This window comes from Streptococcus sp. 2022WUSS135 (assembly GCF_044427045.1).
GTDB classification, from domain to species: Bacteria; Bacillota; Bacilli; order Lactobacillales; family Streptococcaceae; genus Streptococcus; species Streptococcus hashimotonensis.
In genome coordinates, this window is the sequence record NZ_JAOTGL010000006.1 from 19,573 (window position 1) to 42,260 (window position 22,688).

Here is a 22,688-nt window from a genome sequence, read left to right on the forward strand (position 1 = left end):
TAGCTCTGGACTTTTTGCCCAGCCTCATTTTTTCGGAAAGGCAATCCTGCCTGTTACGTACAATTCTTATACTTTCTATATGGGGGAATAAAGTCTGTATAAAGAATTTTGACTAATCTTCGTTACGACGACGTTTTCTTGCAAACGCAAGTGTTGCGACAAGCATTGCTGTACCAAGCGCACCTGCCACAGATGAAGCCTCACCAGTATTTGGCAATTGAGCTTTACCTGAAGCGGTTTTACCTGCTTGAGGTTTTGCAGGAGTTTCCTTCTCAGGTGTTGTTGGTTTATTAGAAAGTTTGCGATAAATATGTGTCGTATTACCTTCTTCATCAACTACAGTACGCACATACTCGTAACCTGAAATTTGACGTTTTGGTGTTGACCCATCCTCTTTTGGTGCAACAGGGTTACCTTCTTCATCAACGTGGTTAGTCACGACTTTCTTAGCTGGTGTTTTCTTGTAGATGTGAGTTGTGTTGCCATCTTCGTCAGTAACAGTTTTACCTGTGAACTCGTAACCTGGGATTGATTTGTTTGGTTTTGTTCCCTCTTCTTGCGGTGCAACAGGGTTACCCTCTTCATCAACGTGGTTAGTTACGACTTTCTTAGCAGGTGTTTCAACTTTACGGTAAACGTAAGTCACAACTGTTTCACCTTCTACAACTTTACCATTTTCTGTACCATCAACACGAACCAATTCATACTCTTCATCTTTGAAAGTGATTGTCTTAGGTTTGTTGTCCGTAGTGTCGTATAGTGTACCCTCTGGGGAAGTCGGTGTATCTGTTACAGGAGCCTTGATAACTGTACCATCTTCTGTTACGTAGTTAACAACAACTGTACCGTTCTTAACTTCCGGAGTTTTCTTGTAGATATGAGTTGTATTGCCATCTTCGTCAGTAACAGTTTTACCTGTGAACTCGTAACCTGGGATTGATTTATTTGGTTTTGTTCCCTCTTCTTGCGGTGCAACAGGGTTACCCTCTTCATCAACGTGGTTGGTTACAACTTTCTTAGCAGGTGTTTCAACTTTACGGTAAACGTAAGTCACAACTGTTTCACCTTCTACAACTTTACCGTTTTCTGTACCATCAACACGAACCAATTCGTACTCTTCATCTTTGAAAGTAATTGTCTTAGGTTTGTTGTCTGTAGTGTCGTATGGTGTACCCTCTGGGGAAGTCGGTGTATCTGTTACAGAATCCTTGATAACTGTACCATCTTCTGTTACGTAGTTAACAACAACTGTACCATTCTTAACTTCCGGAGTTTTCTTGTAGATGTGAGTTGTATTACCATCTTCGTCAGTAACAGTTTTACCTGTGAACTCGTAACCTGGGATTGATTTGTTTGGTTTTGTTCCCTCTTCTTGCGGCGCAACAGGGTTACCCTCTTCATCAACGTGGTTAGTTACGACTTTCTTAACCGGAACATAAGGAATTGGTGTATCAACACCTGGATTTTCTGGTGTTGGTGGTACATATCCCTTACCTGGATCGTTTGGATCAACTGGTTCCAACGGTGTGCTGTCCTTAGGATCAACCGGTGTGTATCCTGGAACGTAAGGAATATTTGGAATCTCACCATTTGTTCCTGGTATCGTTGGATCGATTGGCTCATCTGGCTCTGTTGGGTCAAATGGGTAAGGTACTTTTGGACGCTCTGACTCTGGTACATTTGGAATCTCTGGAATCCAGTTTGCAACTTTCTGGTAAACATAAGTTACTGTGATTGTTCCTTCGATAACTTTACCATTTTCCTCACCATCTGTCTTAGATGGAACAAGGACATAGCGTGACCCATCTTTTGTGACGATTTCGTTTGGTTTCTTGTCAGTTGTAGTATAAGCATCTCCAACCGGTGCATCAGACACATCCGTTTCTGGATCTTTAATTACATTACCTTCTGTATCTTTGTAGTTTACAACTACAGAACCTGTCACTGCTTTATAGACATAGGTAACTTCTTTATTAACACCAGCTTCAATCTTACCTGTTGTTGGGTCAATACCTTTCGCAGTATTATTGCCAACTGCAATCAAGTTATTTCCCTTGCCAACTTTACCAACCGGATAATCACCAGCAGGAACAAGTTTGTACACCTTGCCTTCAAAAGTGATGGAAGCTAATTTCTGATCCAAGTCGGTATCATAATTATAACCAGGTTTCGCATCTTTTTCATCTGAAACAGGAGCTTTGATTACTTTACCATTGACATCAACAAAGTTAACATTAACGCTACCAGCTTTTTCGTAAACATAAGTCAATTGTTTGACTGTATCAGTCTTAATTGTTCCTGTTTCAGCATCAATTTTCTCATTTGAACGATAGTCTGTATCGGTAGTATCATTCACAACTGGGTGAAGATTTGCTGCTGTGGTATCAATTTGTTTGTAGTAGTAAACTGTACCGTCTGCAGCCGTGATAGTTGGGTAACGTACTGAAGCTGTATTGTAAGCTGAATCAGTGTCTCCGTGACCCACTATCGTTACCTTGTCTGCTACAGTTTTTCCATCAGAAATAGTGAAGTCAGTAAGAACCTTACCGTCCGAAGTGATGTAGTAAACCTCAACACCACCTTTTTCAGTATACCAATAGCGAGCATGTTGCTCATTTTTTGAGTTGTTGTTACGCATACCAAGTTCTAAACCACCAAGATCCCATCGAGAATCATCTGTAGCTCCTGGAATGACCCCTGTATCAACTAAACGTTTTTCTCCAGCAGCCGTCTTATAATTATATCCGAAATACCAAATTGCTTCAGGATATGAATTTGCATTCAAAGGCCCTGTAGAAATCGTTACCGAATCGACTCCAGCTTTTCCATCTTCATAAATACCAGGAACAAATTCATTAGCTGGTTTATATACATCCCAAAGAATTGGCGTGAGAACATTACCAGCAGCATCCACATAATTACCATTTGTATCTGTCTTATATACTTTATGGTAGTTAAGCAGATAGACAGTCTCGTCAGTACCTATTACACTTGAATCAGTTGCGCTAGCTACTGAAATTGTTGTACCAGTGTTTGTCGTAATAGTAGACTTGTCATCACTTAGGGTACCAAGAACATTACCATTTTCATCCAACACTTGGACAATGGTGTTCTCAAGTACCAATTTATCCGCTTCATAGAACTTCGCAGAAAATGTTCCTTCTTTGGTATTGTAAGCCCCTGGCTTAAGAACCTCAGAAGTAAACATTAATTTAAAGTAATCTTTCAAGTCAGAAAGAGTTGCTTTGTTCATGTTGGACTTATAAAATTTTGCCCAATCTGGATTATTTGGATCCAACATATAAAGTTGTTGTTGGACTGAACCATCAGCTCCTGTAATTGTTACCACACGCACTTCATTATTATTAGGTTGCAACTGAAGAATTTGAGTTCCGACAACATAATCAGATGCCAAAACACCCGAAGTTACGCTTGGTAACTCTGACTTAATAAGCTCATAATTGTCAAAGTCGATGACACCAGCAATAGTAAATTTATCACCAATCAGTCCACCCTTTTGAGCATACTTCGCTAACAATTCACGTGGTCGTCCAGTATCAGCATTTTCTTTTACAAAGTAAGAAGTGGTCTGTGTTGTTGAGCCTGTTACACCTACATCAGCGGTCGTAAAGGTTTCGCCAACACGTTTCGGTTCTAATTTACTATACAAAATGGTATTCTTATTACTACCATTACTATTTTTAGTAGAAATAGTTCTTGTTGTGCCACCATTTGCAGTCTGAACATTGTATACGAAACTGTAGGTAGTTTTATGAGTGGCATCTCCCTCTAACACTTTCAGTTCCTCAAAGTTATTTGCCACTCCTGGTGATAACTTAATAGTTCTAACAACATTATTCCCATTATCGGTTTTTTCAACCAATTTAGCATAAACAACATCCTCAGATGCACGTTCTGCTGCATCTGTAGACACAGAAAATGTTATGTAGTAATTATGGTTGACCCAATCATTGAAGTTCTGTCCATCGCCATAACCAGCAACCGTATCAAGGTTCAAAATAAGAAATGTATCACGGTTAGCATCTTGATCTCCAATGTAGCCATCTGGATACTTCCTATCAGCCTCTGTAATAGTTGCTTTCTGATCAGCAACTGGAAGCCCTGAATTGGCTGCTTTTGCTGGATTTGGAATTTCCCAAACGCCATTCTGAGCATAGTGAATAGAATTCGGGTTAGTAACATCAATAGTTGTTGCAGCTGGAGTTCCAGCAGCGGTATTCAATACTGCAGTGATTTCACCATCTGGATAGTACTTACGCAATTCTAGCACTAGAGCTTCTACGTTTGTACGAACTGCATTGATTTGAGCATTCACGGATTCAAGCGTTGCAGTTGAATCGTTCAATACCACTGTTGCTTCTGTTACAACCAATTTAGTTGCGGCAGCTGCTGTTTTCAATGCTTCATTTGTGCTATCTGCAGCAACCAAACGATTAGCTTCATTTGCCAATACTTCCGCTTCTGAAGTTACTTGCTCAAGAACTGTTTTAGCTTCTTCTACAGTTGCAGGTGTCGTAGGTGTAGTTGATGTAGCTGCTGTAGTTGTCGAACTAGCAGTTGCTACAGTTGTTGATGTTGTAGTTTGTGTGCTAACAGTTGCTGTAGCTTCTACTTTTTTGACAACTTTTACAGTTACAATATTTTCAGCATTTTCAGTCACTTCATACAAAACTGTTGCCGACTCACCAGATGCCAATTCATAACCTTCTGGTACAACCGCTGTTACTGTTGCTGTTGCTTTGGCAATTGCCTCTGTAGTTGTTGTTGGAACAGATTCTACCGAAGCACTTACGACTGAACCGTCCTCAAGGACATACTTAACAATGTAAGAAATATCAACCGTACGTTCAGAACTTGCAGCTGTTTCTGTTGGTAAAGCAACTGACTCTTTTGCATCTGCATTCAAGGAGTCAACCGATGTACTACTTGCAGTAGTCGCATCTGAGGATGCCGCAGTCTCTTCTGCTTTAACAGTTTGTGCACCTGCCCCCATCACCAATGACATACCAAGCAAAACACTTGCTGCACCAAAATGATACTTACGAATCGAAAATTGTTGTTTCGTGCCGTACCAGTCAAATGATTTTTTATTTGCTTTACGCATAAAAAATCCCCCATATAAATATTAATTTAATTACACAAATTTTCTACTCTTTGTATCAAAGCCTTGAAAACTCCTGCAATTATCTGAGGTATTATACTACAAATAACTTTAAATGCCAAGTAATATTATAAAATTCCTCAAAAAAACATTATGAATTCGCTTCAATTCGAGAAGAAACCAGTATATTCATAATTTTTTCATATTTTTTAAGAAATTTCACTTTTGAGAATTTCTATAAAATTACCGACACCGCAAAAATATTCGCGCCATATCTTGTATTCTTATACATATAGTCAATAATAAATAGTCAATAAATTTTAAAAAAAATCTGCCTGTTTTCTGATACAACAAGCAGATTTTGAATTTATTCCTTTTCTTGCTCTCTTGCCAAACGCTCACGTTCCAAACGGAATTTGCGATTGGGATTGAGCCTGTTAAAGAGTTCTTCTAATTTTTCAGCATTCCAAACATCGGCTGCTGAAACAAAATTCCCATCTTTATCCTTGAAGGATATTGGCTTATCACCCATACAGACCTCCAACTATTTTTTTTAGATTGCTCATAAACGACTGTCACCAACTGAACGAAATTTATAAAGCTATAGTCTGCTCTCGAATTTCTAAGTTCGTACTAGACTAACTTACCGGACAGGTTACGACATGGAGTACAGGCAGTCAATACTACTGCCTGTACGGAATAGTCCACCATAGCGGCTACCGTACTACATCAAGTCCTTTAGGACTTAAAGGTAGTTCCAACGTTACGACACGGAGCCCAAATGGTCGATACTACCATTTGGGTGAAGTTAGTAAGGTAGCTAGCCAAGGTCCCCTAGGACTTGGCGTAGTTTGACTAGAGGCTGGGCAAAAAGCCTAGCACCACTCTTCAGAGTTCGTGTCAACATCTCAGCACAGTGGTTGATTGGCAGATTTGTTCGTGTTTTACACTCCAAATCTGATCTAATCAACTGTGCGGGGGTGGGAAGACGAACTCTTTTTTAACTAGTCGAGTTCTTTCCCACTCCCAGTCAAACTGCTTACCTCGCTTGCGAGTTTTCAGGCTCGGGCTGAAAAAGTCCCCCAGACATGGTCGCTTTCGTATTTCAAGGCGACCAGCTGATACAGTTCCCCAAACTACCTCGCTTTCGAATTTTTAGGCTCGGGTTAAAACTGTCCCCCAGACAGTTTTAATCCACAAACTCAAATTCGAACTTACCAATACGGACGATGTCGCCGTCTTTGGCACCACGCGCACGGAGGGCTTCATCAACACCCATACCACGTAACTGGCGAGCAAATTTCATGACAGATTCGTCACGATCGAAGTTGGTCATGGTGAAGAGTTTTTCCAGCTTGTCACCAGATAGAATCCAACTTGCATCGTCTGCACGACTGATTGCAAATTCTGGTTCATCTGGATTAAAGCCATAGTAAGCCTCTTCTTCTTGGAAATCTGATTCGTCGTAGAGCAAGAATTCTGGCGTTTTCTCAAGCAACTCGGCTGTGGCTTCTAGTAGATTTTCCAGACCTTGGTGAGCAATACCAGAAATTGGGAAAATCTGTGGCAATTCTTCAAACTCATCATAGTTGGCTGCCAATTTTTTCTTGAACTCTTCCAGATGTTCTTCTGCCTCTGGCATGTCCATCTTGTTGGCAACGATAATCTGAGGACGCTCCATCAAACGAAGATTATAAGTTTCCAATTCATTGTTGATGGCTACATAGTCCTCATAAGGATCACGACCTTCACTTGCTGACATGTCCAAAACATGCAAGATAACACGTGTCCGCTCGATGTGACGGAGGAATTGAGTTCCAAGTCCCACGCCTTGACTAGCACCTTCAATCAAACCAGGCAAATCAGCCACTGCAAATGACTCGCCTGACTTGGTCCGCACCATTCCCAAGTTAGGAACAATGGTTGTAAAGTGATAGGCACCAATCTTTGGTTTAGCAGCTGTAATCACGCTAAGAAGCGTTGACTTACCAACTGACGGAAAACCAACAAGACCAACGTCAGCTAGTACTTTTAATTCCAATTCAAGGTTGCGCTCCTCACCTGGTTCACCATTTTCAGAAATCTCTGGCGCAGGATTCTTAGGTGTCGCAAAACGAATGTTTCCTCGACCACCACGACCACCATGAGCAATAACAAATTCCTGCCCATTCTCAACCAAGTCCGTAATGATTTTACCTGTATCAGCGTCACGCACAGTTGTTCCCTGCGGTACACGAACAATTAAATCTTCCGCTCCTCGACCGTGCATACCTTTGGTCATCCCTTTTTCACCATCATCAGCCTTAAAGCGACGGTTGTAACGGAAGTCCATCAAGGTCCGCAAGCCTTCATCTACAACGAAGACAACATTCCCACCATGACCACCATCACCGCCCCAAGGACCGCCGTTTGGTACATACTTTTCACGACGGAAGGCAACCATCCCATCGCCTCCCTTACCTGCCTTGACCTTAATCTTGGCGGTATCTAAAAACATACTCATAATTTACCTATTCTTTCCTAGAAAAAAACGCTTAAAAGCGTTTTAGACCTCTATTCACAAGCGAAGTGCTCATATATAAGCGAAGGTTTTTAGCTAATCAAGGTCGTTCTTTGAGAGAATACTGACTGTATTTTGAAAAAACTAACGATGAACAGCTTAAAAACCAACCTTAGATAAAAGTGCCGAACTGTCAATACAGGTTCTTAATTCATCAATGCATTAATAGCTGGTAAAATCAAGCCAGCCAATGTCGCGACAACCATCACGACAACGATTATTAAAGTCACTTTCTCAAATGTTGTTTTTTTGTGTTTTTCTTCACCAAAAGCCATTGCTTTCTCCTTATTTAGTCATTGATAGTTTATTCTAACACATTATGGGAATGTTTTCAAATCTCATCCTTTGAAGAAAGGCTTTCCTTGACCAACTCCGCCACCTTATACGGCACGCCAGCTTCTGCGATTTCTTGCAGGCTGGCCGACTGGATATTGCCAATAGACTTGAAATGCTTCATTAGAGCCTGTTTGCGTTTTGGTCCCAAGCCCTCTATGCCGTCCAATTTGGATGAGAAGGAATTTTTTGACCGAATCTGTCGATGAAACTCAATAGCAAAGCGGTGAACCTCATCTTGAATCCGATGCAGGAGGAAAAATTCCTGAGAATTACGGGGCAACTCAACTACTTCCAGCGGATTGCCAAAAAGCAACTCGTGCGTCTGGTGCTTGTCATTCTTCTGCAAACCTGCAATGGGAATGGACATACCCAACTCCTGCTCGATAACTTGCTTGGCGACATTGACCTGCCCCTGACCACCGTCAATGATAATCAAATCAGGCGGTGTCAAACCGTCCCGCAGCACCCGACTGTACCGCCGCTGCAAAACTTCCCGCATGGATGCATAATCATCTGGCCCTTCCACCGTCTTAATCTTGTACTTGCGGTATTCCTTTTTATTAGGCACCCCATTTTCAAAGACCACCATAGCCGACACAGGGCTGGTCCCCATGATGTTGGAGTTATCAAAAGCCTCAATTCGCACAGGCGTCGGAATCCCCAAAAGCTGACCGATATTCTCCACAGCACCGTAGGTCTTCTCCAGATTTTTCTCCAAAAGATTAAACTTCTGCTCCAGACTAACACGCGCATTCTTGGTCGCCAGATTGATGAGCTGCTTCTTCTCGCCACGCTGGGGCTTAAGCACCTTGGTAGCTACCAGAGCTTCTACGGCTTCTTGGTCAATATCCTGCGGTATTAAGACCTCCGACGGAATCAAATGTTGCTGGTCCCTGTAAAACTGACCGATGTAGGTCAAAAAATCTTCGTCCGCATCATTATAGTATGGAAACTGATTGACATTCCGCTCAATCAGTTTCCCCTGCCGAACAAAGAAAACCTGCACACACATCCAGCCCTTGTCCACATAGTAGCCAAAGACATCCCGATTCTGCAAGTCATGAGCCATCACACGTTGCTTGGTCCGCAGGGTGGAAATGGATTGCAGGACATCGCGATATTCCGCAGCCTTTTCAAATTCCAAATTGCCAGCAGCCACTTTCATCTTTTCCTGCACTTCCTTGACAATCTTATCATCATGTCCTGTCAAGAACTGGGCAACTTCCTTAGCCATCTTGTCATAGTCTGACAGGCTGGGCAGGTTTTCCCCATGGGCCAAACATTGCCCCAAATGATAGTAAAGACAATACTTGTTCACAGGCAATTTACATTTGCGGAAAGGATACAGACGCTCCAAGAGCTTGAGGGTCTGGTTGGCCGCACCCACATCTGGATAGGGTCCAAAATACTGACCGCCATCTTTTTTTATCTGCCGTGTAATCATCAACCGTGGATGACGTTCCTTGGTAATTTTGATAAAGGGATAAGACTTGTCATCCTTGAGCATGATGTTATAGCGAGGCTTGTTTTCCTGAATCAGATTGATTTCCAGTAAGAGGGCCTCGATATTGGAATCCGTCACGATAAATTCAAAGTCGGCAATTTCAGATACTAAGGCCTCTGTCTTGGTATCATGGGCACCACGAAAATAAGACCGCACCCGATTGCGCAGGTTTTTGGCCTTGCCCACATAGATAATTTTTCCGTACTTGTTTTTATGGAGGTAGCAACCCGGACTGTCCGGCAGCAACTCCAACTTATGCTTGATTAAATCGTTCATAGGTCTATTATAGCAAATTTTCTGATAATCGAGCTTATTGCATTCCTTTTTACACTCGACTTCTTGGAATATATCCGCATCCATACTACAAAAATATTGATAGAAACTATTGCTTTTGTACTAATTCAGCAGTATAATAAATGTAATTAATTGTATATATTATTCGAAGAACATTGGAATAAGGCTCGGAATACCTAGCAAGCTCCTACTTTTAGTTCACGAATAACAAGGAGGTTACTATGATACAATTTGACCATATCACAAAAACATACGGCGAAACAATCGCACTTGATGACCTAAATTTGACAATTGAAAGCGGCGAGATTTTCGGTTTAATTGGTCACAATGGGGCAGGAAAAACAACGACAATCAGTCTATTGACTTCGATAATCGAAGCCAGTTATGGAACTATCTCTGTTGATGGTTTAAACCTAGAGGAGAACCGCGATGAAGTCAAAAAACGGATAGCCTACGTTCCAGATTCGCCAGACATCTTCCTACACTTAACAGCTTTTGAATACTGGCACTTTATGGGCAAGGTCTATGGTGTAGAAAAAGATGCAGTTGATGACCGTATCGCTAAACTATCTAGTCTATTTGATATGACCGCGCGCCAGCATGAGCCTATTGATAGTTTTTCACACGGTATGCGTCAGAAAACCATTATTATTGGTGCATTGATCCCTAACCCTGATATTTGGATTTTGGATGAACCCCTAACTGGACTGGATCCTCAGGCCTCTTTCGACCTAAAACAAATGATGAAAGAACATGCTCAGTCTGGTCACACCGTTCTATTTTCTACACACGTCCTTTCAGTAGCTGAACAACTCTGTGACCGCATTGCTATTCTCCGAAAAGGGCAACTCATTTTCGTAGGAAGTCTAGATGAACTCAAATCACAGTATCCAGATAAAGATTTGGAGACCATCTATTTGGAATTAGCTGGACGCCAACAAGTGAAGGCAGGTGAGGAAGTATGAGTAAATCCATCATTTGGGAACTAGTAAAGATTAATATTCTTTATTCCAATCCTCAACTTCTAGCTTCTGTCAAGAAGAAACAAAGTAAGCGCAAAGACGCCTCCTTTTCAGCCTATAAAAGTGTCCTCTTGCAACAAGTATTTATGGTTTTGAGTTTCGGACTTCTCTATTCTGTCTTTTTCATGGGAGTAGATTATAGTCAGTCCATCGGTTTCTTTTCTCTGCAACTAGCGCTCTTTACCATTATTGCCATTGTCTACGGTTTTACAGGTTTCTTCTCCGTTTTCTACGATAGTAAGGATACAAAGTTGTATTTAGCACTTCCCCTGAAGCCACAAGAAGTCTTCCTCGCTAAAATCCTCTCTGCACAAGGGATGGTCTTACCCTTCCTCATGCCGTGTCTGTCTTTACTTCTAATCACTTACTGGCAAATTGGCGGTCCGCTCCTCGCCTTAGCTTCCATTCCTTCTTTTTTGATTCTCTGGATTTTAGCTAATTTAGTCAATCTGATTATCATGCACTTTGTTGGGGAGGTTCTAACAAAAAGCCCTCGTAAAACATTGATTTCTACAATCCTGATGACAGGTTCTTCCTTGCTGGCTTTTGCTGCACTCATGTTCCTGCAATCTCAGCAGACCGTTTCACTCGAAACTGGTGGCTTTGTTGATTTTCCTATCATACCTATATTTGCTGGATTCCATTACTTGGTCAGCCATACTATCTCACTAGAAACACTCCTTCATTTTGGACTTCCTCTCATTTTGATGATTGGACTTATTGTGTTTGCGTTTAAAACTGTCATTCCCAACTACTTTAATCAAGTTTTAGCGATTGAAAATGCTTCGACAAAACGGACCAATAATGCTAAATCTACCAAGATTCCTAGCAATCTCAATCAAGCTTTAGTGAAACACCACCTATCTACTCTTAAAGATAGCAACCTCATGGTCCAAACCATGATACAACCAATCATTATGGGAGTAGCGCTTTTTCCAAGTTTTAGCCGTTTCACAGAGAATGGTGGTCTGAGTTCAGTTGAATGGGATTTCTTTGGTATTGCTCTATTAGCTGGATTCTTGCTTGGCAGTCTATTTGCTGGTTCTACAACCTTCATCGGAGTGGCCATGTCATTGGAGAAGGAAAATTATCATTTCATTCGAACACTTCCTATAAGTTTCAAAAAATTTATCATCCAAAAATTCTGGGTATTGGCTGCCGTGCAATTTGCACTACCGACCCTACTTTACTTTGCTTTGGCACTAGGTTTCATGAAAGTCAAATTCATTCTAGCATTCTTCTTTACAGTCGGCATCATCATTTCAGCCCTGCTAACTGGTCAGATTTATTACTGGCGTGACCAACGACTCCTCATGCTCAACTGGCAAAATAGTAACCAGTTATTTGGTCGCGGAGCGGGTCAATGGTTGATTGCTGGATCAATCATAGGAACAATGTTTCTCGGAGCCATTATTCTAGTTTTCAGCATCATATTAGCTGGCACTATTGGTGCAGCTTATGTAAGCTCAGCCTTGATGACCTTACTGCTTATCCTATCAGCTACTCTTCAACTGTATATTTACAAAGCTTATTGGCAAAAACTAAAATAGATTGGACAATGTCCAATCTATTTTAGTTTTCTGCGTAATATTCCTGACCGTATCCTTCTACTTCAGCATTGATTTGCCAAGAGATACCAAACTTGTCTGTTACATTGCCATAGGCAGGAGACCACGGAACTGCTTGAAGTTCCATATTGATAGCAGTTGCATCTACGGATAACTTGCTATATAGTTCCTGCGCTGTTTCAGCATCATCTGTGATAAGCGCAACTGTAATATTGTCACCTACTGTATAAGGCATTTCTGGGTTGTTGTCTGACAACATAAACCGTTGACCATTCAAACGAAACTGTGCATTCATCACGTAATTTTCTAGTTCAGTAGGGCAGTCTGGTAAGAAATCTTTAAATAGATTTACTTGCTCAACTGTTGCCCCAAGAGCATTTTTATAAAACTCGATAGCTTCCAAACCATTACCATTAGTAACCAAGTATACTTCCATTGCTTTAAGCATGATGGACCTCCAAAGTTATGATGGTTTATTATATCACGAGTTAGTTATACGGACAAATTTTTCGACTTATTTCTGACCAAATGTAAAATTAGTAGTCTCCACCTGGTACACCAAAATATTCTTCCAAGGTCAAGCCTGAATTGTAAATATCTGTCGCTTCTTGACCAATATATCGCACATGCCAGGATTCTGCCATATAGCCTGTGCTAGACTCTTTTCCCGGAAGATAGCGGACAATAAAGCCATATAGATGCGCATTCGTAGCCAACCACTGAGAAGCATTGGGCTCTTCTAATAAATTACCACTTGTATCCAATAAATCAAAGGCTAATCCTGTCTGATGTTCACTATATCCAGCTCTTGCAGAATACCTATCTGCCGCTGCTTGTCCTTCCTGATTTACATAAGACTGGTAGAGGTTTGCCTGAGTTTCATAGGAACGAAATCCACTGTAGTTATTGGAGATACCAAATCCTAGCGCCTGCATATCTGCTATTAAACGTTGAAAAGCTGCTAAGGCTTCAGGATTTTCGCCCGGTGCATAATCAGCTGCAAGCGGATGCTTCTTATTGGCGATAATCACTTCGCCATATTTTCCTTGTACACTATAATAGGAACCGTTAAAATTTACCTGAGTCTTTGTGTTTGTTACTTCTTGATTCGTTTCCGCTGATGTAGAGCTGCTTGTTGACTGCTCCGAAGATGTTGAAGCAGACTGACTTGAAGTAGTCGAAACAACCATTGACGAATTTTTTGTAGTATTGGTCTGTTCCGTCTTTTGATGACATGCTGCTAGTAAAAACATAGCCGGCAAGCATAACAGAATAGTACGTTTCATTATTATCACTCCGTTCTCTTATAATTATGTCTATTGTAGCACAATCATAAGACCCCGTCTAATGGTGGCTTATGATTTTAACCATTAATATTTTAATGCACGTTGAACTTCTCTAGATTTGTTTTCTTTACAAGAATGCACATTTACCACTATTGCAAAAATGATAACATACATGTCATAAAAAGAAACACCGGCCTTTCGACTGGTGGACATATATGATGTTAAATACCTGTATTCACAAGTAAAGTGATTTATATACAAATAGTTTTTGAGGAAATACTGACTGTATTTTGAAAAATCAGTATTAGCTAGAGATACTGATACTCAATGAAAATCAAAATCAGACTAGGCGACGCAGATGCAGATAGAACTGAAGTTCATCAAATCAAGTCAACAACGTCTGATTTTGATTTTCGAAGAGTATGAACTGTAAGTACAGCTGAGATACCTCAGCAATAGTCCCTACCAAACATTATTTTTGATTTTTAGATGACATACCGTTTTTTATGATGTCTTCTACCTTCACATCCGGTTTATTATTTAGCACTCCTAAAAATACAAGAATACTGAGGATAATACAAATAGTCTGCTCGATTTGGTTTAAAGTACGACTACATTCAATATTGAAATAACAAACCAGGACATTATCAACGAGCATCAATACCAACGAAATTAGTCCAATCCAAAACATATGTTTTTTCAAACGATTCTTTATTTGTTTCATATCTATACTCCTTTTTGATGTATAAAAATACATTTTACCATAAATAAATCATTAATTCAAAAAATATAGAATAAAAATATGATAAAGCAATCGAAATTTGACTAATACTCAATGAAAATCAAAAGTAACCTAGGAAACGAAGCCGAAGATAGAACTGGAGTTCATCAAGGCAAGTTGACAACGGATAATTTTGATTTTCGAAGAGTATGAACAGATTAAGTATATCAGCACAATAAAACGGGTGATGATACCGAGTTGATAGAAACTACATATCATCATCCGTTTGTCAGCTGTAGAGAGAAAGAAATTTTATTCGATTAGCTTAATGTCCGTTCTCTGCATTGTTTACCCTGCAATAAACAATGAGAAGAAACTTGTACCAACCATATCCGCAAGAGCATGTCCTAAGAAATATGGCAATAAATTATCATTTTTCCTTGTATACATGTAGTAATAGAAAAGACCGAAGGCTACACCAATAACAAGAGCAGATACCATTCCTTGATAGGTATGGAAAGATATACGGACAATTGTTGAAAAGAGTAAGACCAGCGAACGCTTTTTCTTATCTGTACTCAACAATAAGCCTAAGAAAAAGAACTCTTCATAGAAGCCATTAAACAAGGAATAGATAACTGTACTGTAATCAACCGCTAGGAAACGGTTGAGCACTGTCATGATATTCCAGTCATAGTAAGGCAAGTATCCGAGAAAATTATACCCACCAGACAGACCTGGAATATATGAAAAAGCTGTAAATGCCAAATCGCTAATCAGACCAGCACCGATGAAAATCAGTGGTCCCCAGAGCAAAACTGTCCACTCTAATTTTACTTTTAGCTGCTTGAAATCATAATTCCGAATCAATAAATACACCAGGGCAAACAAGAATAGCTTTCCTTGATTGGCTAGAGCCCACCAATTGTCTGCTGCAGTAAAGGATTGGACTCCTGTTTCCACTACTTCTGTTGCAGAAAATGATGCTATCCATTGCATGGTTGAGGTATAAATAGCATTACCACATAAAATCGTTGTGATAATAAACAAATCTATCCAAGTGAGTTCTTTTAGGGGCTTGGTTGGACGAATGCGTCTCAATAATCTTTTCACCTTTTCCTCCTTATATTTTGGTACATATTCTTTCTGTACAATTATATACTAAAATCCTTATAAATTTCTTAAAATATCTTATAACAAATCTAATAATTCTTGATAGCTATGAATGGTATAGGTTGGAACTGCTTTACTGTTGTTTATCATATGAGTCGGATTGTACCAAACAGTATCCATGCCAGCATTATTGCCGCCTTGAATATCTGCTGTCAAACTGTCTCCAATCATTAAGGCTTGATCAAACTGAAAACCTGAAATCTGCTCTGCTATTTTTTCATAAAAATCAGCCGCAGGCTTTTGCGTCTCCATCTGCTCAGAAATAAATACTTCTTTGAAATACGATTGAATCGGTGAGTGAAGCAAGCGATTTTCCTGTATATAGGTCACGCCGTTGGTCGCCGCATAAATCTGGTAGCCTCGGTGTGTCAATTCCTGCAAAAGCTTATCTGCACCTGTAAAAATTTGTCCCTGCCGCCCAATAAATTCTTGATAGCGCAAAGCCATCTCCCTTCCATCAACCTGCCGACCAAAGTGGGCAAAGGTCCGTGAAAAGCGGGTATTGATCAGCTCTTTCTTTGTAATGTTCCCTTTTTCCAAATCCTTCCACATGCCCTGGTTGAGCGGTCGATAGACTTCTTTAAAGGCTTGAATATCTTCAACCTCCATAGCTATCAAAAACTGGGTTAAGGCTACTTCTTCTCCACGACTAAAATCAAGAAGAGTATGGTCAAGATCAAAGAGTAAGTGTTTGTATTGCAAGATGATAAGTCCTTTCTAAGCAGAAATTACTGAAGCGATGTCAGGCAGTATGTCTAAAGTATACCACAGTTTCTAAAAAAATAGCTCTGTGACCTCGGCTCTATTATACTGTTTTTTAGATTTCATACTCTTTAAAAATCAAAATTATCCGTTGTCAACTTGCCTCGATGAGTGAAAAGCTCCTGTGGAGCTTTTTAGCCTGTTGCCTTGAAATAAGAAAGCAACAGAGTTCTATCATCGGCTTCGTTTCCTAGGCTACTTTTGATTTTTATTGAGTATCATCAGCCCTGGATACACCCATTTCCTCATTTTCATTGATCAATAAGCTATAATATACAAGTTTATAATTTATTTTAATACACTTGATTCTATAATTTTAACATCCCCAAGATTGTCAAACGAATAGCGTTGAGTCCCCTTTTCAAACCAAGTCTTGAGAACGACATCATTCAAAACGTAGGATGATTTTTCCCTTAACCAAGCAGCATCTATACCATACGTTTTCAAATAATTTAATACTTCTTCTTTTTCAGTTAATTGCAAAGAAGGGAGGCCTTTGGAGGAAGAAAACCAATAGGTACTCTCCAAATATTCTTGCAAATTGACCGTTTCACCTCTTTTTTTATCTATCCAATAACCTGATTCTGCCCACGCCAATGAATCATCTGAATTGGAAATTTCAATAGTCTCCTTTAGTTTACGTTCTCTATAGTTATAACAAATGTATAGGTAAACATTTTCTGATATTAATCGCCGGTATTCAACAATAAATGTTTCATTTATACCAACAATTACTTGTAAACTTTCATTATCAAATAAGTCCCCGTCTATCCCTAGTCCAATTATTTGATCCGGTTCTCTAAATGATTGCGAACTTCCTAAAACAGTACTCAAATCTGGTAAGCCTTTCAAGGACCCACTATATACCTCGGCATAGTTCATCTCTAAGAATACACTCTCTAAGGAATTATATTTTGTCTTTTGACTATAGTAATTAAAAACTTTAAAAATCAGAAATGAGCTCGTGACAATTATAAAAAAATATTTTGAAAATTTATGATTCATATATATCTCCACATCATCCCACATCATTGGCTCAAATCTTGAATAAATTGATGAGCGACTTGACAGTTTCCACCTGATATTTTGTTATCAAAGATTTACACATTTATTCTACCACATCAAAAAGAAATCACCTAGAAAAGTCTAGATGATTTCAAGTCGATAAAATTATTGATAGCATTTCAAATGTTAAAACTAATCCGACTGCCCCTCATCAATACTTTAGCATAAGCTAATAAGTACTTAATCTGTAAGATAATTATTGTATATTGTAAAACAGGAAGGCATCGTAGGTGTCCGCAACAACCTAACCTACTAGTTATATTTTACATTTTTAGAAAACGATACTGAAGTATTTGATATATTCTCAACTACAATTGAAAAATCTTTAGGAGAATTTATTGAAAAACGATATTGATTTGGTAGCTTTATAACAAGTCCTTTTGAATCTATATATATACTTTGTGAAGTATCATTTGGTAAAATAGTCAATTCTGATACCCCGTCGTTATCTGTATCTATCCATTTTTCAATTTGCTGTTTTTCAATATTATAAATAATGTGGGAGTCTATATCTGCCAAAATATTTCTACCTGATAGTCGTATCTTTCCATTTTTCGACTCACTAGCAATCTCAAACGTCATATATGCATCAAGATTATCATAGTTTCCCTTAATATTTAATTCAATTCTCCCTTCAGCATCTAAATAATACACATTGTTTGAAAAAACTCTTGAGCAAGTAATAGTAATAAATAGTACTAGAAAGATTGCAAGAGCACACAGAAAGTAGTTCTTCTTATTTTTTATTAAATTCATTACAGTTTCCACCTGATATTTTGTTATCAAAGATTTACACATTTATTCTACCACACCAAAAAGAAATCACCTAGAAGAGTCTAGATGATTTCAGAGATTGTTCCCCTTTTACAAATAGGAAAATTTTATCTGCCTTACTGATATTTCTTCAACACTTCAAAGAACTCAAGGTAAATCGTTACATGAGTATAGAGATATTTGACAGAGCGATGGTATCGTAGCTAAAACGACAAACTAGGGTTTCCTCACCCAAGGATATTTGATTTGACAATCTGAATATTCCCTATGTTATCAAAGGAATATCGGTGGCTACCTTTTTCAAACCAGACCGACAGCAACAATGTCTCCCAGACATAGGTTGATTGTCTAATAAGCCATGTACTATCAAGGTCATCATCTCTCAACAAGTCTAATATCTCTTCTCGAGTCTTTTTTTCGCTACCGTCATTCTCAATTGCAACAATAGACTGTGTGACATTCTCAACGCCATCATATATATAATTTATCTGTAATTTCCTACCATTTTTGAAGTCATGCTGGTACGAGAAAATGAAACCTTTTGTATCGTCCATATACACTGTTACTGTTTCTTCTGGTTTGAGTAACTCGCGCAAATTATAGTGTAGAGTCACAAATCCTGTATTATCAGAAAAATCATAACTGGTATCACTTTTTATAAGCTGATTATACGATTTTATCGGAATAACTTTTATACTTGTCATCTCTGAATAAATAATTTCATCTATTGGATTATGTAATTGATGGTAACTATAGGTTAGATAAACTACAACGACACCTAGAACAAGGACTAAGGCTTTAATTGTACGTTTTATCATTTCGCTCCCTCCTCTAATTTCAATATGAAATCATAAGCTACAGAATTCTTGCCTTTTAACTGATTCATATTAGTAACTTTTTCAGCGCTATATATCTCTTTTTTTACATAATCAATACCCACGGATATATCAAATACTTTCTCCCTAGTAATTCCTGAATTATTTAACATATAGTATATTCCTGCTAGTCAGAAACTGAAATATTAGCAAAAGTTTAAATTCTACTAATCCGATATATTTTCAGCAACAATCTCTATATTTCCCCAATTATTCTTAGAGAAACGACTAGGATAGACTCGAAGCCAGTCAGGAATAATCTTATTCCGTAACAATTCTTCGCTTCTTCTAATGTATGGAGAAAGACTAATTTTTTTCTCTTGCACATACTCCATAATCTGCTTGTACTCTGTTAACCTTTTTTCGCTAATAATCTCTATAGACTGTACCAATTTATCAGAATTATATTTATACACATAGTATATGTCTATAATTTCTCCATTGCTATGCATGAAACGAAAGTTTATGGACATGTCGCCCCCCTCTGATTTATCATCCGGGAAGTTAAAGCTGTATGAAATATTCTCAACCCCTAAAGGTAAAACTTCTGAGCGATACTGTTCTGAAATATAACCGTAAAATAAACCACTTGATTTATTTTCTTCCATATCTGGAAGCTTATTTAAAGTAGAATTCGTATGTAAAAAAGAATTTGTAGCATGATGATACTCGTCTTGATAAATTTCTTCAAAAACATTGCTATATCGAGGCTTTGAAAACATTAAAAAGAGCGGCAATAGTATGATTGCGAATACTGCTATAGATAGAGCATAAATCATTTTTTTATTCATATATAATGACCTCATTATGGTTGATTAATGTATATTTTCTCCTCAACTGTTTATTTAATTTACTGCAATCTTTTGTCTTTGAGAAACTGAACATATGATAAATGAAATTACGAAGCTCTTCCTAATCAAAACTTAATTCCAATCTATCAATTACAAACGCTACATATTGACCAATAAGGTCGGGAGTATCTTCTAAAACTTCACTTGTTATATGTATACCCACATCAGCATGACCATCACTAACTAATAGTCCGTTAGCTTTGTAACTGTAATTTTTCATATGTAAAAGTTGTTTACAGCTTGATTCTGATTGTTCAGTTTCATAATTATTAAAATTAGTATAACTAAAGTTCCCTCTGTATTTTTTTCCGACCTCAATTACATAGGGTGCACTACTAATCATTGCATCTAATATTAATCCATTAACTCTCACCTTTATAAAATACTCGTCAAGATCTGAAAGTTCTAAAATTTCTATTATTTCACTCACTTCGAATCCTCCTTACTCTACTGGCGTAATATTCTATCTTCGCCTTTTCAATCACTGTCAATCCATACTTATTGGCTTCTTCAATCTTGTGGACATCCGCAACGCTGATATTTGGCTTGTTTCGGGTACCTGAGTCCTTACCTTTCGTAGTCTGAGGATTACATACGTGTTTAAGAGTTTTTAGCTTTTGCGAAAATAGCAGAGCTATCTAGACAGTTTCTACCTGATATTCTGTCCTCAAAGAGCTACATATTTATTCTATCACACCAAAAAGAAATCACCTAGAAAAGTCTAGATGATTTCGTGAACTTTTTTGATATATTATCTTAGCCGCTTTAACTTTCTCCACAATGTGGAAGTACGGATTACTACTCCTCAATGTCAATTAACATCCATAAACCTTCTAATTCTCCTGCGTCATTAATAGCTGCAATACAACATGGGAAAAATTTTATATATGATACATTAAAAGATAATTGGGGTTTACCAAAATAGATATATTTTGTTTTATCCGAATAGACTGATATCCAGTCTCCCGTCTGCTTCAAACAGAGACTATCTCCCGCTTCCAGTCCGTACTTTTCTGAATTCAGTAACAAAACTCCTTTTTGAGCATTAGGTATGGAAAATTCTCTTCTTTCACTAAACTGGAACTGAGGAAAAAAACCAAATATCTGAGTACAAGCGTTACTGACAGAGTCGAAACCAATCTGTAAGTAATCGATTAATATACATATATCCGAATTCCTTACAGGGATTGTATCTATACTGTACTCTGACTTTCTATATATCAATCTCTGTCCATCTAATTCATTTGTAGCAATAAATTTAAACATTATAATTACCTCGTAAAATTGAAATGAGTAATTCTATTTTGATCTAAATCAATAACTAATTCAAAAATTCCTTCACTTCTTCCATTAAATGACCCTGGTACATCCCACCGCCAACCATTTGGTAAATACTTATCTTTTGTAGGAATCCCACTATTAATAATCTCCTGAATCAACAGACCAGTTCCATTTGAATCAATATAAGGTCGATTATATTTACCTTTAGTTGCAATATCGTAAGCATGATTCTTAACAGTCTGCGTCATATCTAAGTTATTAAATTTAATCGGTTCACATTTCCCTTATCCAAACCTGCCCCGTCAATTTGATCTAAATCTGTTATACTCATATTTACAACCTTATCATCACATCGCTAATTCCCTAGTAACAACATCTAAAAGAAAATCGCCAAAACTATCATATACTACATCATAGTCGTTACTATTAGAGGTAAACGATACAATTGTGGGTTCACCATTAGAATTCAACTTGCTGTAATCGAAGCAAAATAGTTCTCCATTCCCTAATGCATAAATTATTACTAAGTACTCAGGAAGCTTCGTCTCTTTTCTTTCTAAAAGTGTTAGCCAAACTGAATCAGGTACACCCGAGTTTAAAAAATCCTCTCTAAAAACACCATAAATTTCCGAAGTTCCAAAATTACCAGCTCCAAAATTATAAACAAAATCACGATAATCCCTTGGATATTTTATCCCTAACGTTTCTTCTGCTAAATCTATAATATAATTAGGACAATTACCAAAATAATCCATCATATCTATATTCTCAAGTATCAATAATTTTGCTTTCTCATAATTAGTCATTTTCTTTCCCTCTCTAAGATGAGGTTATAACCAAAATTCATGGCTACAGTTTGACCTGTAACGGCGTTACCTGTCGCTAAGTCAAGACCTGTATCAACCGCAGTCTCAACGCCTGCTTCAATACCAGCTTTCACAACATGGCGAACTGCTTGATTGCGGATATTTTGCGTTGCACTTGTTGCGATGCCAGCTCCAGCGCCCATTAGATGTCCACCGACAAATCCTGTCAGGGCACCAACTCCAACTCCCTGACCAATAGCGCCTACTAATTCCCAGCCACGCTTACCAGAAGTATAGCCATCGTAGCCTGAAATGATAGCGCCTGTAGCCGCTCCACCGATGGCCATAGCGGCTGGTGCTCCGAGACCTCCCGTCGCTACCGTAAGTGCAATACCAACTCCAATAGCACCAACGGTAACTCCGACCTTCTTCCAATCCACATTTTTAAGGAATTTGACACCTGAATCAACCCATCGTTTGGCTGTCTTACATACGTGTGTATACATGGAGCTCAGACTCGGTGTAGTTGGCTGGATTGTTCTGCAAATAAGTGTAGAGGTTGTGCTTTTTTTGAAAAATAGCAGAGCTATCTAGACAGGTTCCATCTGATATTCTGTTCTCAAAGATCTACACATTTATTCTACCATACCAAAAAGAAATCACCTAGAAAAGTCTAGATGATTTCGTA

At 38.5% G+C, this 22,688-nt stretch carries 22 protein-coding genes; 2 read left to right on the top strand and 20 right to left on the bottom strand.

Annotated elements, in window-relative coordinates:
• Positions 1 to 112 precede the first annotated feature (112 nt).
• The 5 genes from ODU45_RS03255 to uvrC all read right to left on the bottom strand — a co-directional run bounded on the left by ODU45_RS03255 (position 113) and on the right by uvrC (position 9,798).
• Positions 113 to 5,125, bottom strand: a complete 5,013-nt coding sequence (locus ODU45_RS03255; RefSeq protein WP_398580765.1) for a MucBP domain-containing protein — start codon at positions 5,123 to 5,125, stop codon at positions 113 to 115.
• Between the two features lie 364 nt (positions 5,126 to 5,489).
• Positions 5,490 to 5,654, bottom strand: a complete 165-nt coding sequence (locus ODU45_RS03260) for a hypothetical protein (protein ID WP_024393955.1) — start codon at positions 5,652 to 5,654, stop codon at positions 5,490 to 5,492.
• Positions 5,655 to 6,311: 657 nt separating this feature from the next.
• Positions 6,312 to 7,625 carry a GTPase ObgE gene (obgE, locus tag ODU45_RS03265; RefSeq protein WP_105179441.1) on the bottom strand — a complete coding sequence of 438 codons (1,314 nt, stop codon included), beginning with the start codon at positions 7,623 to 7,625 and terminating at the stop codon, positions 6,312 to 6,314.
• A gap of 203 nt (positions 7,626 to 7,828) precedes the next feature.
• Positions 7,829 to 7,957 carry a DUF4044 domain-containing protein gene (locus ODU45_RS03270; RefSeq protein ID WP_024412289.1) on the bottom strand — a complete coding sequence of 43 codons (129 nt, stop codon included), beginning with the start codon at positions 7,955 to 7,957 and terminating at the stop codon, positions 7,829 to 7,831.
• A 56-nt stretch (positions 7,958 to 8,013) separates the two neighbouring features.
• Positions 8,014 to 9,798, bottom strand: a complete 1,785-nt coding sequence (gene uvrC / locus ODU45_RS03275) for an excinuclease ABC subunit UvrC (RefSeq protein WP_398580766.1) — start codon at positions 9,796 to 9,798, stop codon at positions 8,014 to 8,016.
• A 239-nt stretch (positions 9,799 to 10,037) separates the two neighbouring features.
• Here uvrC and ODU45_RS03280 point away from each other — a divergent pair, with 239 nt between their 5' ends.
• Together ODU45_RS03280 and ODU45_RS03285 are read left to right on the top strand one after the other, a co-directional pair.
• Entirely contained in the window at positions 10,038 to 10,781 is a 744-nt protein-coding gene (locus ODU45_RS03280) for an ABC transporter ATP-binding protein (RefSeq protein WP_024407052.1), read from the top strand.
• The gene (locus ODU45_RS03285) at positions 10,778 to 12,388 is read left to right on the top strand and encodes a permease (RefSeq protein WP_398580767.1); all 1,611 of its coding nucleotides are present in this window, start codon (positions 10,778 to 10,780) and stop codon (positions 12,386 to 12,388) included. Before ODU45_RS03280 ends, ODU45_RS03285 begins: the two co-directional genes overlap by 4 nt.
• Positions 12,389 to 12,410: 22 nt before the next feature.
• On the opposite strand, the gene ODU45_RS03290 is transcribed toward ODU45_RS03285, so the two are convergent.
• From ODU45_RS03290 to ODU45_RS03360, 15 genes are all read right to left on the bottom strand, one after another.
• Positions 12,411 to 12,854 (bottom strand): VOC family protein, encoded by a 444-nt coding sequence (locus ODU45_RS03290; protein ID WP_029743634.1) that lies wholly within the window; start codon positions 12,852 to 12,854, stop codon positions 12,411 to 12,413.
• Between the two features lie 88 nt (positions 12,855 to 12,942).
• A complete protein-coding gene (gene ldcB, locus ODU45_RS03295) occupies positions 12,943 to 13,698 on the bottom strand; it encodes an LD-carboxypeptidase LdcB/DacB (RefSeq protein ID WP_398580783.1) in 756 nt (251 codons plus the stop codon).
• Between the two features lie 466 nt (positions 13,699 to 14,164).
• A complete protein-coding gene (locus tag ODU45_RS03300; RefSeq protein WP_024414993.1) occupies positions 14,165 to 14,416 on the bottom strand; it encodes a phage holin in 252 nt (83 codons plus the stop codon).
• Between the two features lie 345 nt (positions 14,417 to 14,761).
• Positions 14,762 to 15,526 carry a CPBP family intramembrane glutamic endopeptidase gene (locus ODU45_RS03305; RefSeq protein WP_105148504.1) on the bottom strand — a complete coding sequence of 255 codons (765 nt, stop codon included), beginning with the start codon at positions 15,524 to 15,526 and terminating at the stop codon, positions 14,762 to 14,764.
• 78 nt (positions 15,527 to 15,604) lie between these two features.
• Positions 15,605 to 16,288 carry a YjjG family noncanonical pyrimidine nucleotidase gene (locus ODU45_RS03310; RefSeq protein ID WP_398580768.1) on the bottom strand — a complete coding sequence of 228 codons (684 nt, stop codon included), beginning with the start codon at positions 16,286 to 16,288 and terminating at the stop codon, positions 15,605 to 15,607.
• 348 nt (positions 16,289 to 16,636) lie between these two features.
• Entirely contained in the window at positions 16,637 to 17,353 is a 717-nt protein-coding gene (locus tag ODU45_RS03315; RefSeq protein WP_398580769.1) for a TipC family immunity protein, read from the bottom strand.
• Between the two features lie 312 nt (positions 17,354 to 17,665).
• Positions 17,666 to 18,169 (bottom strand): hypothetical protein, encoded by a 504-nt coding sequence (locus ODU45_RS03320; protein ID WP_136671618.1) that lies wholly within the window; start codon positions 18,167 to 18,169, stop codon positions 17,666 to 17,668.
• A gap of 245 nt (positions 18,170 to 18,414) precedes the next feature.
• Positions 18,415 to 19,005, bottom strand: coding sequence for a TipC family immunity protein (locus ODU45_RS03325; RefSeq protein WP_024414998.1), 591 nt, complete (start codon positions 19,003 to 19,005; stop codon positions 18,415 to 18,417).
• A complete protein-coding gene (locus ODU45_RS03330) occupies positions 19,002 to 19,175 on the bottom strand; it encodes a hypothetical protein (protein ID WP_153308791.1) in 174 nt (57 codons plus the stop codon). The genes ODU45_RS03325 and ODU45_RS03330 overlap by 4 nt, the downstream gene beginning before the upstream one ends.
• A 54-nt stretch (positions 19,176 to 19,229) precedes the next feature.
• Positions 19,230 to 19,853: a TipC family immunity protein gene (locus ODU45_RS03335; RefSeq protein ID WP_398580770.1), complete on the bottom strand. Its 624-nt coding sequence runs from the start codon at positions 19,851 to 19,853 to the stop codon at positions 19,230 to 19,232.
• 121 nt (positions 19,854 to 19,974) lie between these two features.
• Complete coding sequence (locus ODU45_RS03340; RefSeq protein ID WP_136671617.1) at positions 19,975 to 20,343, bottom strand: hypothetical protein; 369 nt, start codon at positions 20,341 to 20,343, stop codon at positions 19,975 to 19,977.
• A 368-nt stretch (positions 20,344 to 20,711) separates the two neighbouring features.
• Entirely contained in the window at positions 20,712 to 21,179 is a 468-nt protein-coding gene (locus tag ODU45_RS03345; protein WP_136671616.1) for a hypothetical protein, read from the bottom strand.
• A gap of 5 nt (positions 21,180 to 21,184) precedes the next feature.
• Positions 21,185 to 21,442 (bottom strand): hypothetical protein, encoded by a 258-nt coding sequence (locus tag ODU45_RS03350; protein WP_136671615.1) that lies wholly within the window; start codon positions 21,440 to 21,442, stop codon positions 21,185 to 21,187.
• A 99-nt stretch (positions 21,443 to 21,541) separates the two neighbouring features.
• Positions 21,542 to 22,000 carry an SMI1/KNR4 family protein gene (locus tag ODU45_RS03355; RefSeq protein WP_136671614.1) on the bottom strand — a complete coding sequence of 153 codons (459 nt, stop codon included), beginning with the start codon at positions 21,998 to 22,000 and terminating at the stop codon, positions 21,542 to 21,544.
• A complete protein-coding gene (locus ODU45_RS03360) occupies positions 21,997 to 22,506 on the bottom strand; it encodes a hypothetical protein (RefSeq protein ID WP_136671613.1) in 510 nt (169 codons plus the stop codon). Before ODU45_RS03360 ends, ODU45_RS03355 begins: the two co-directional genes overlap by 4 nt.
• Positions 22,507 to 22,688: the final 182 nt, after the last annotated feature.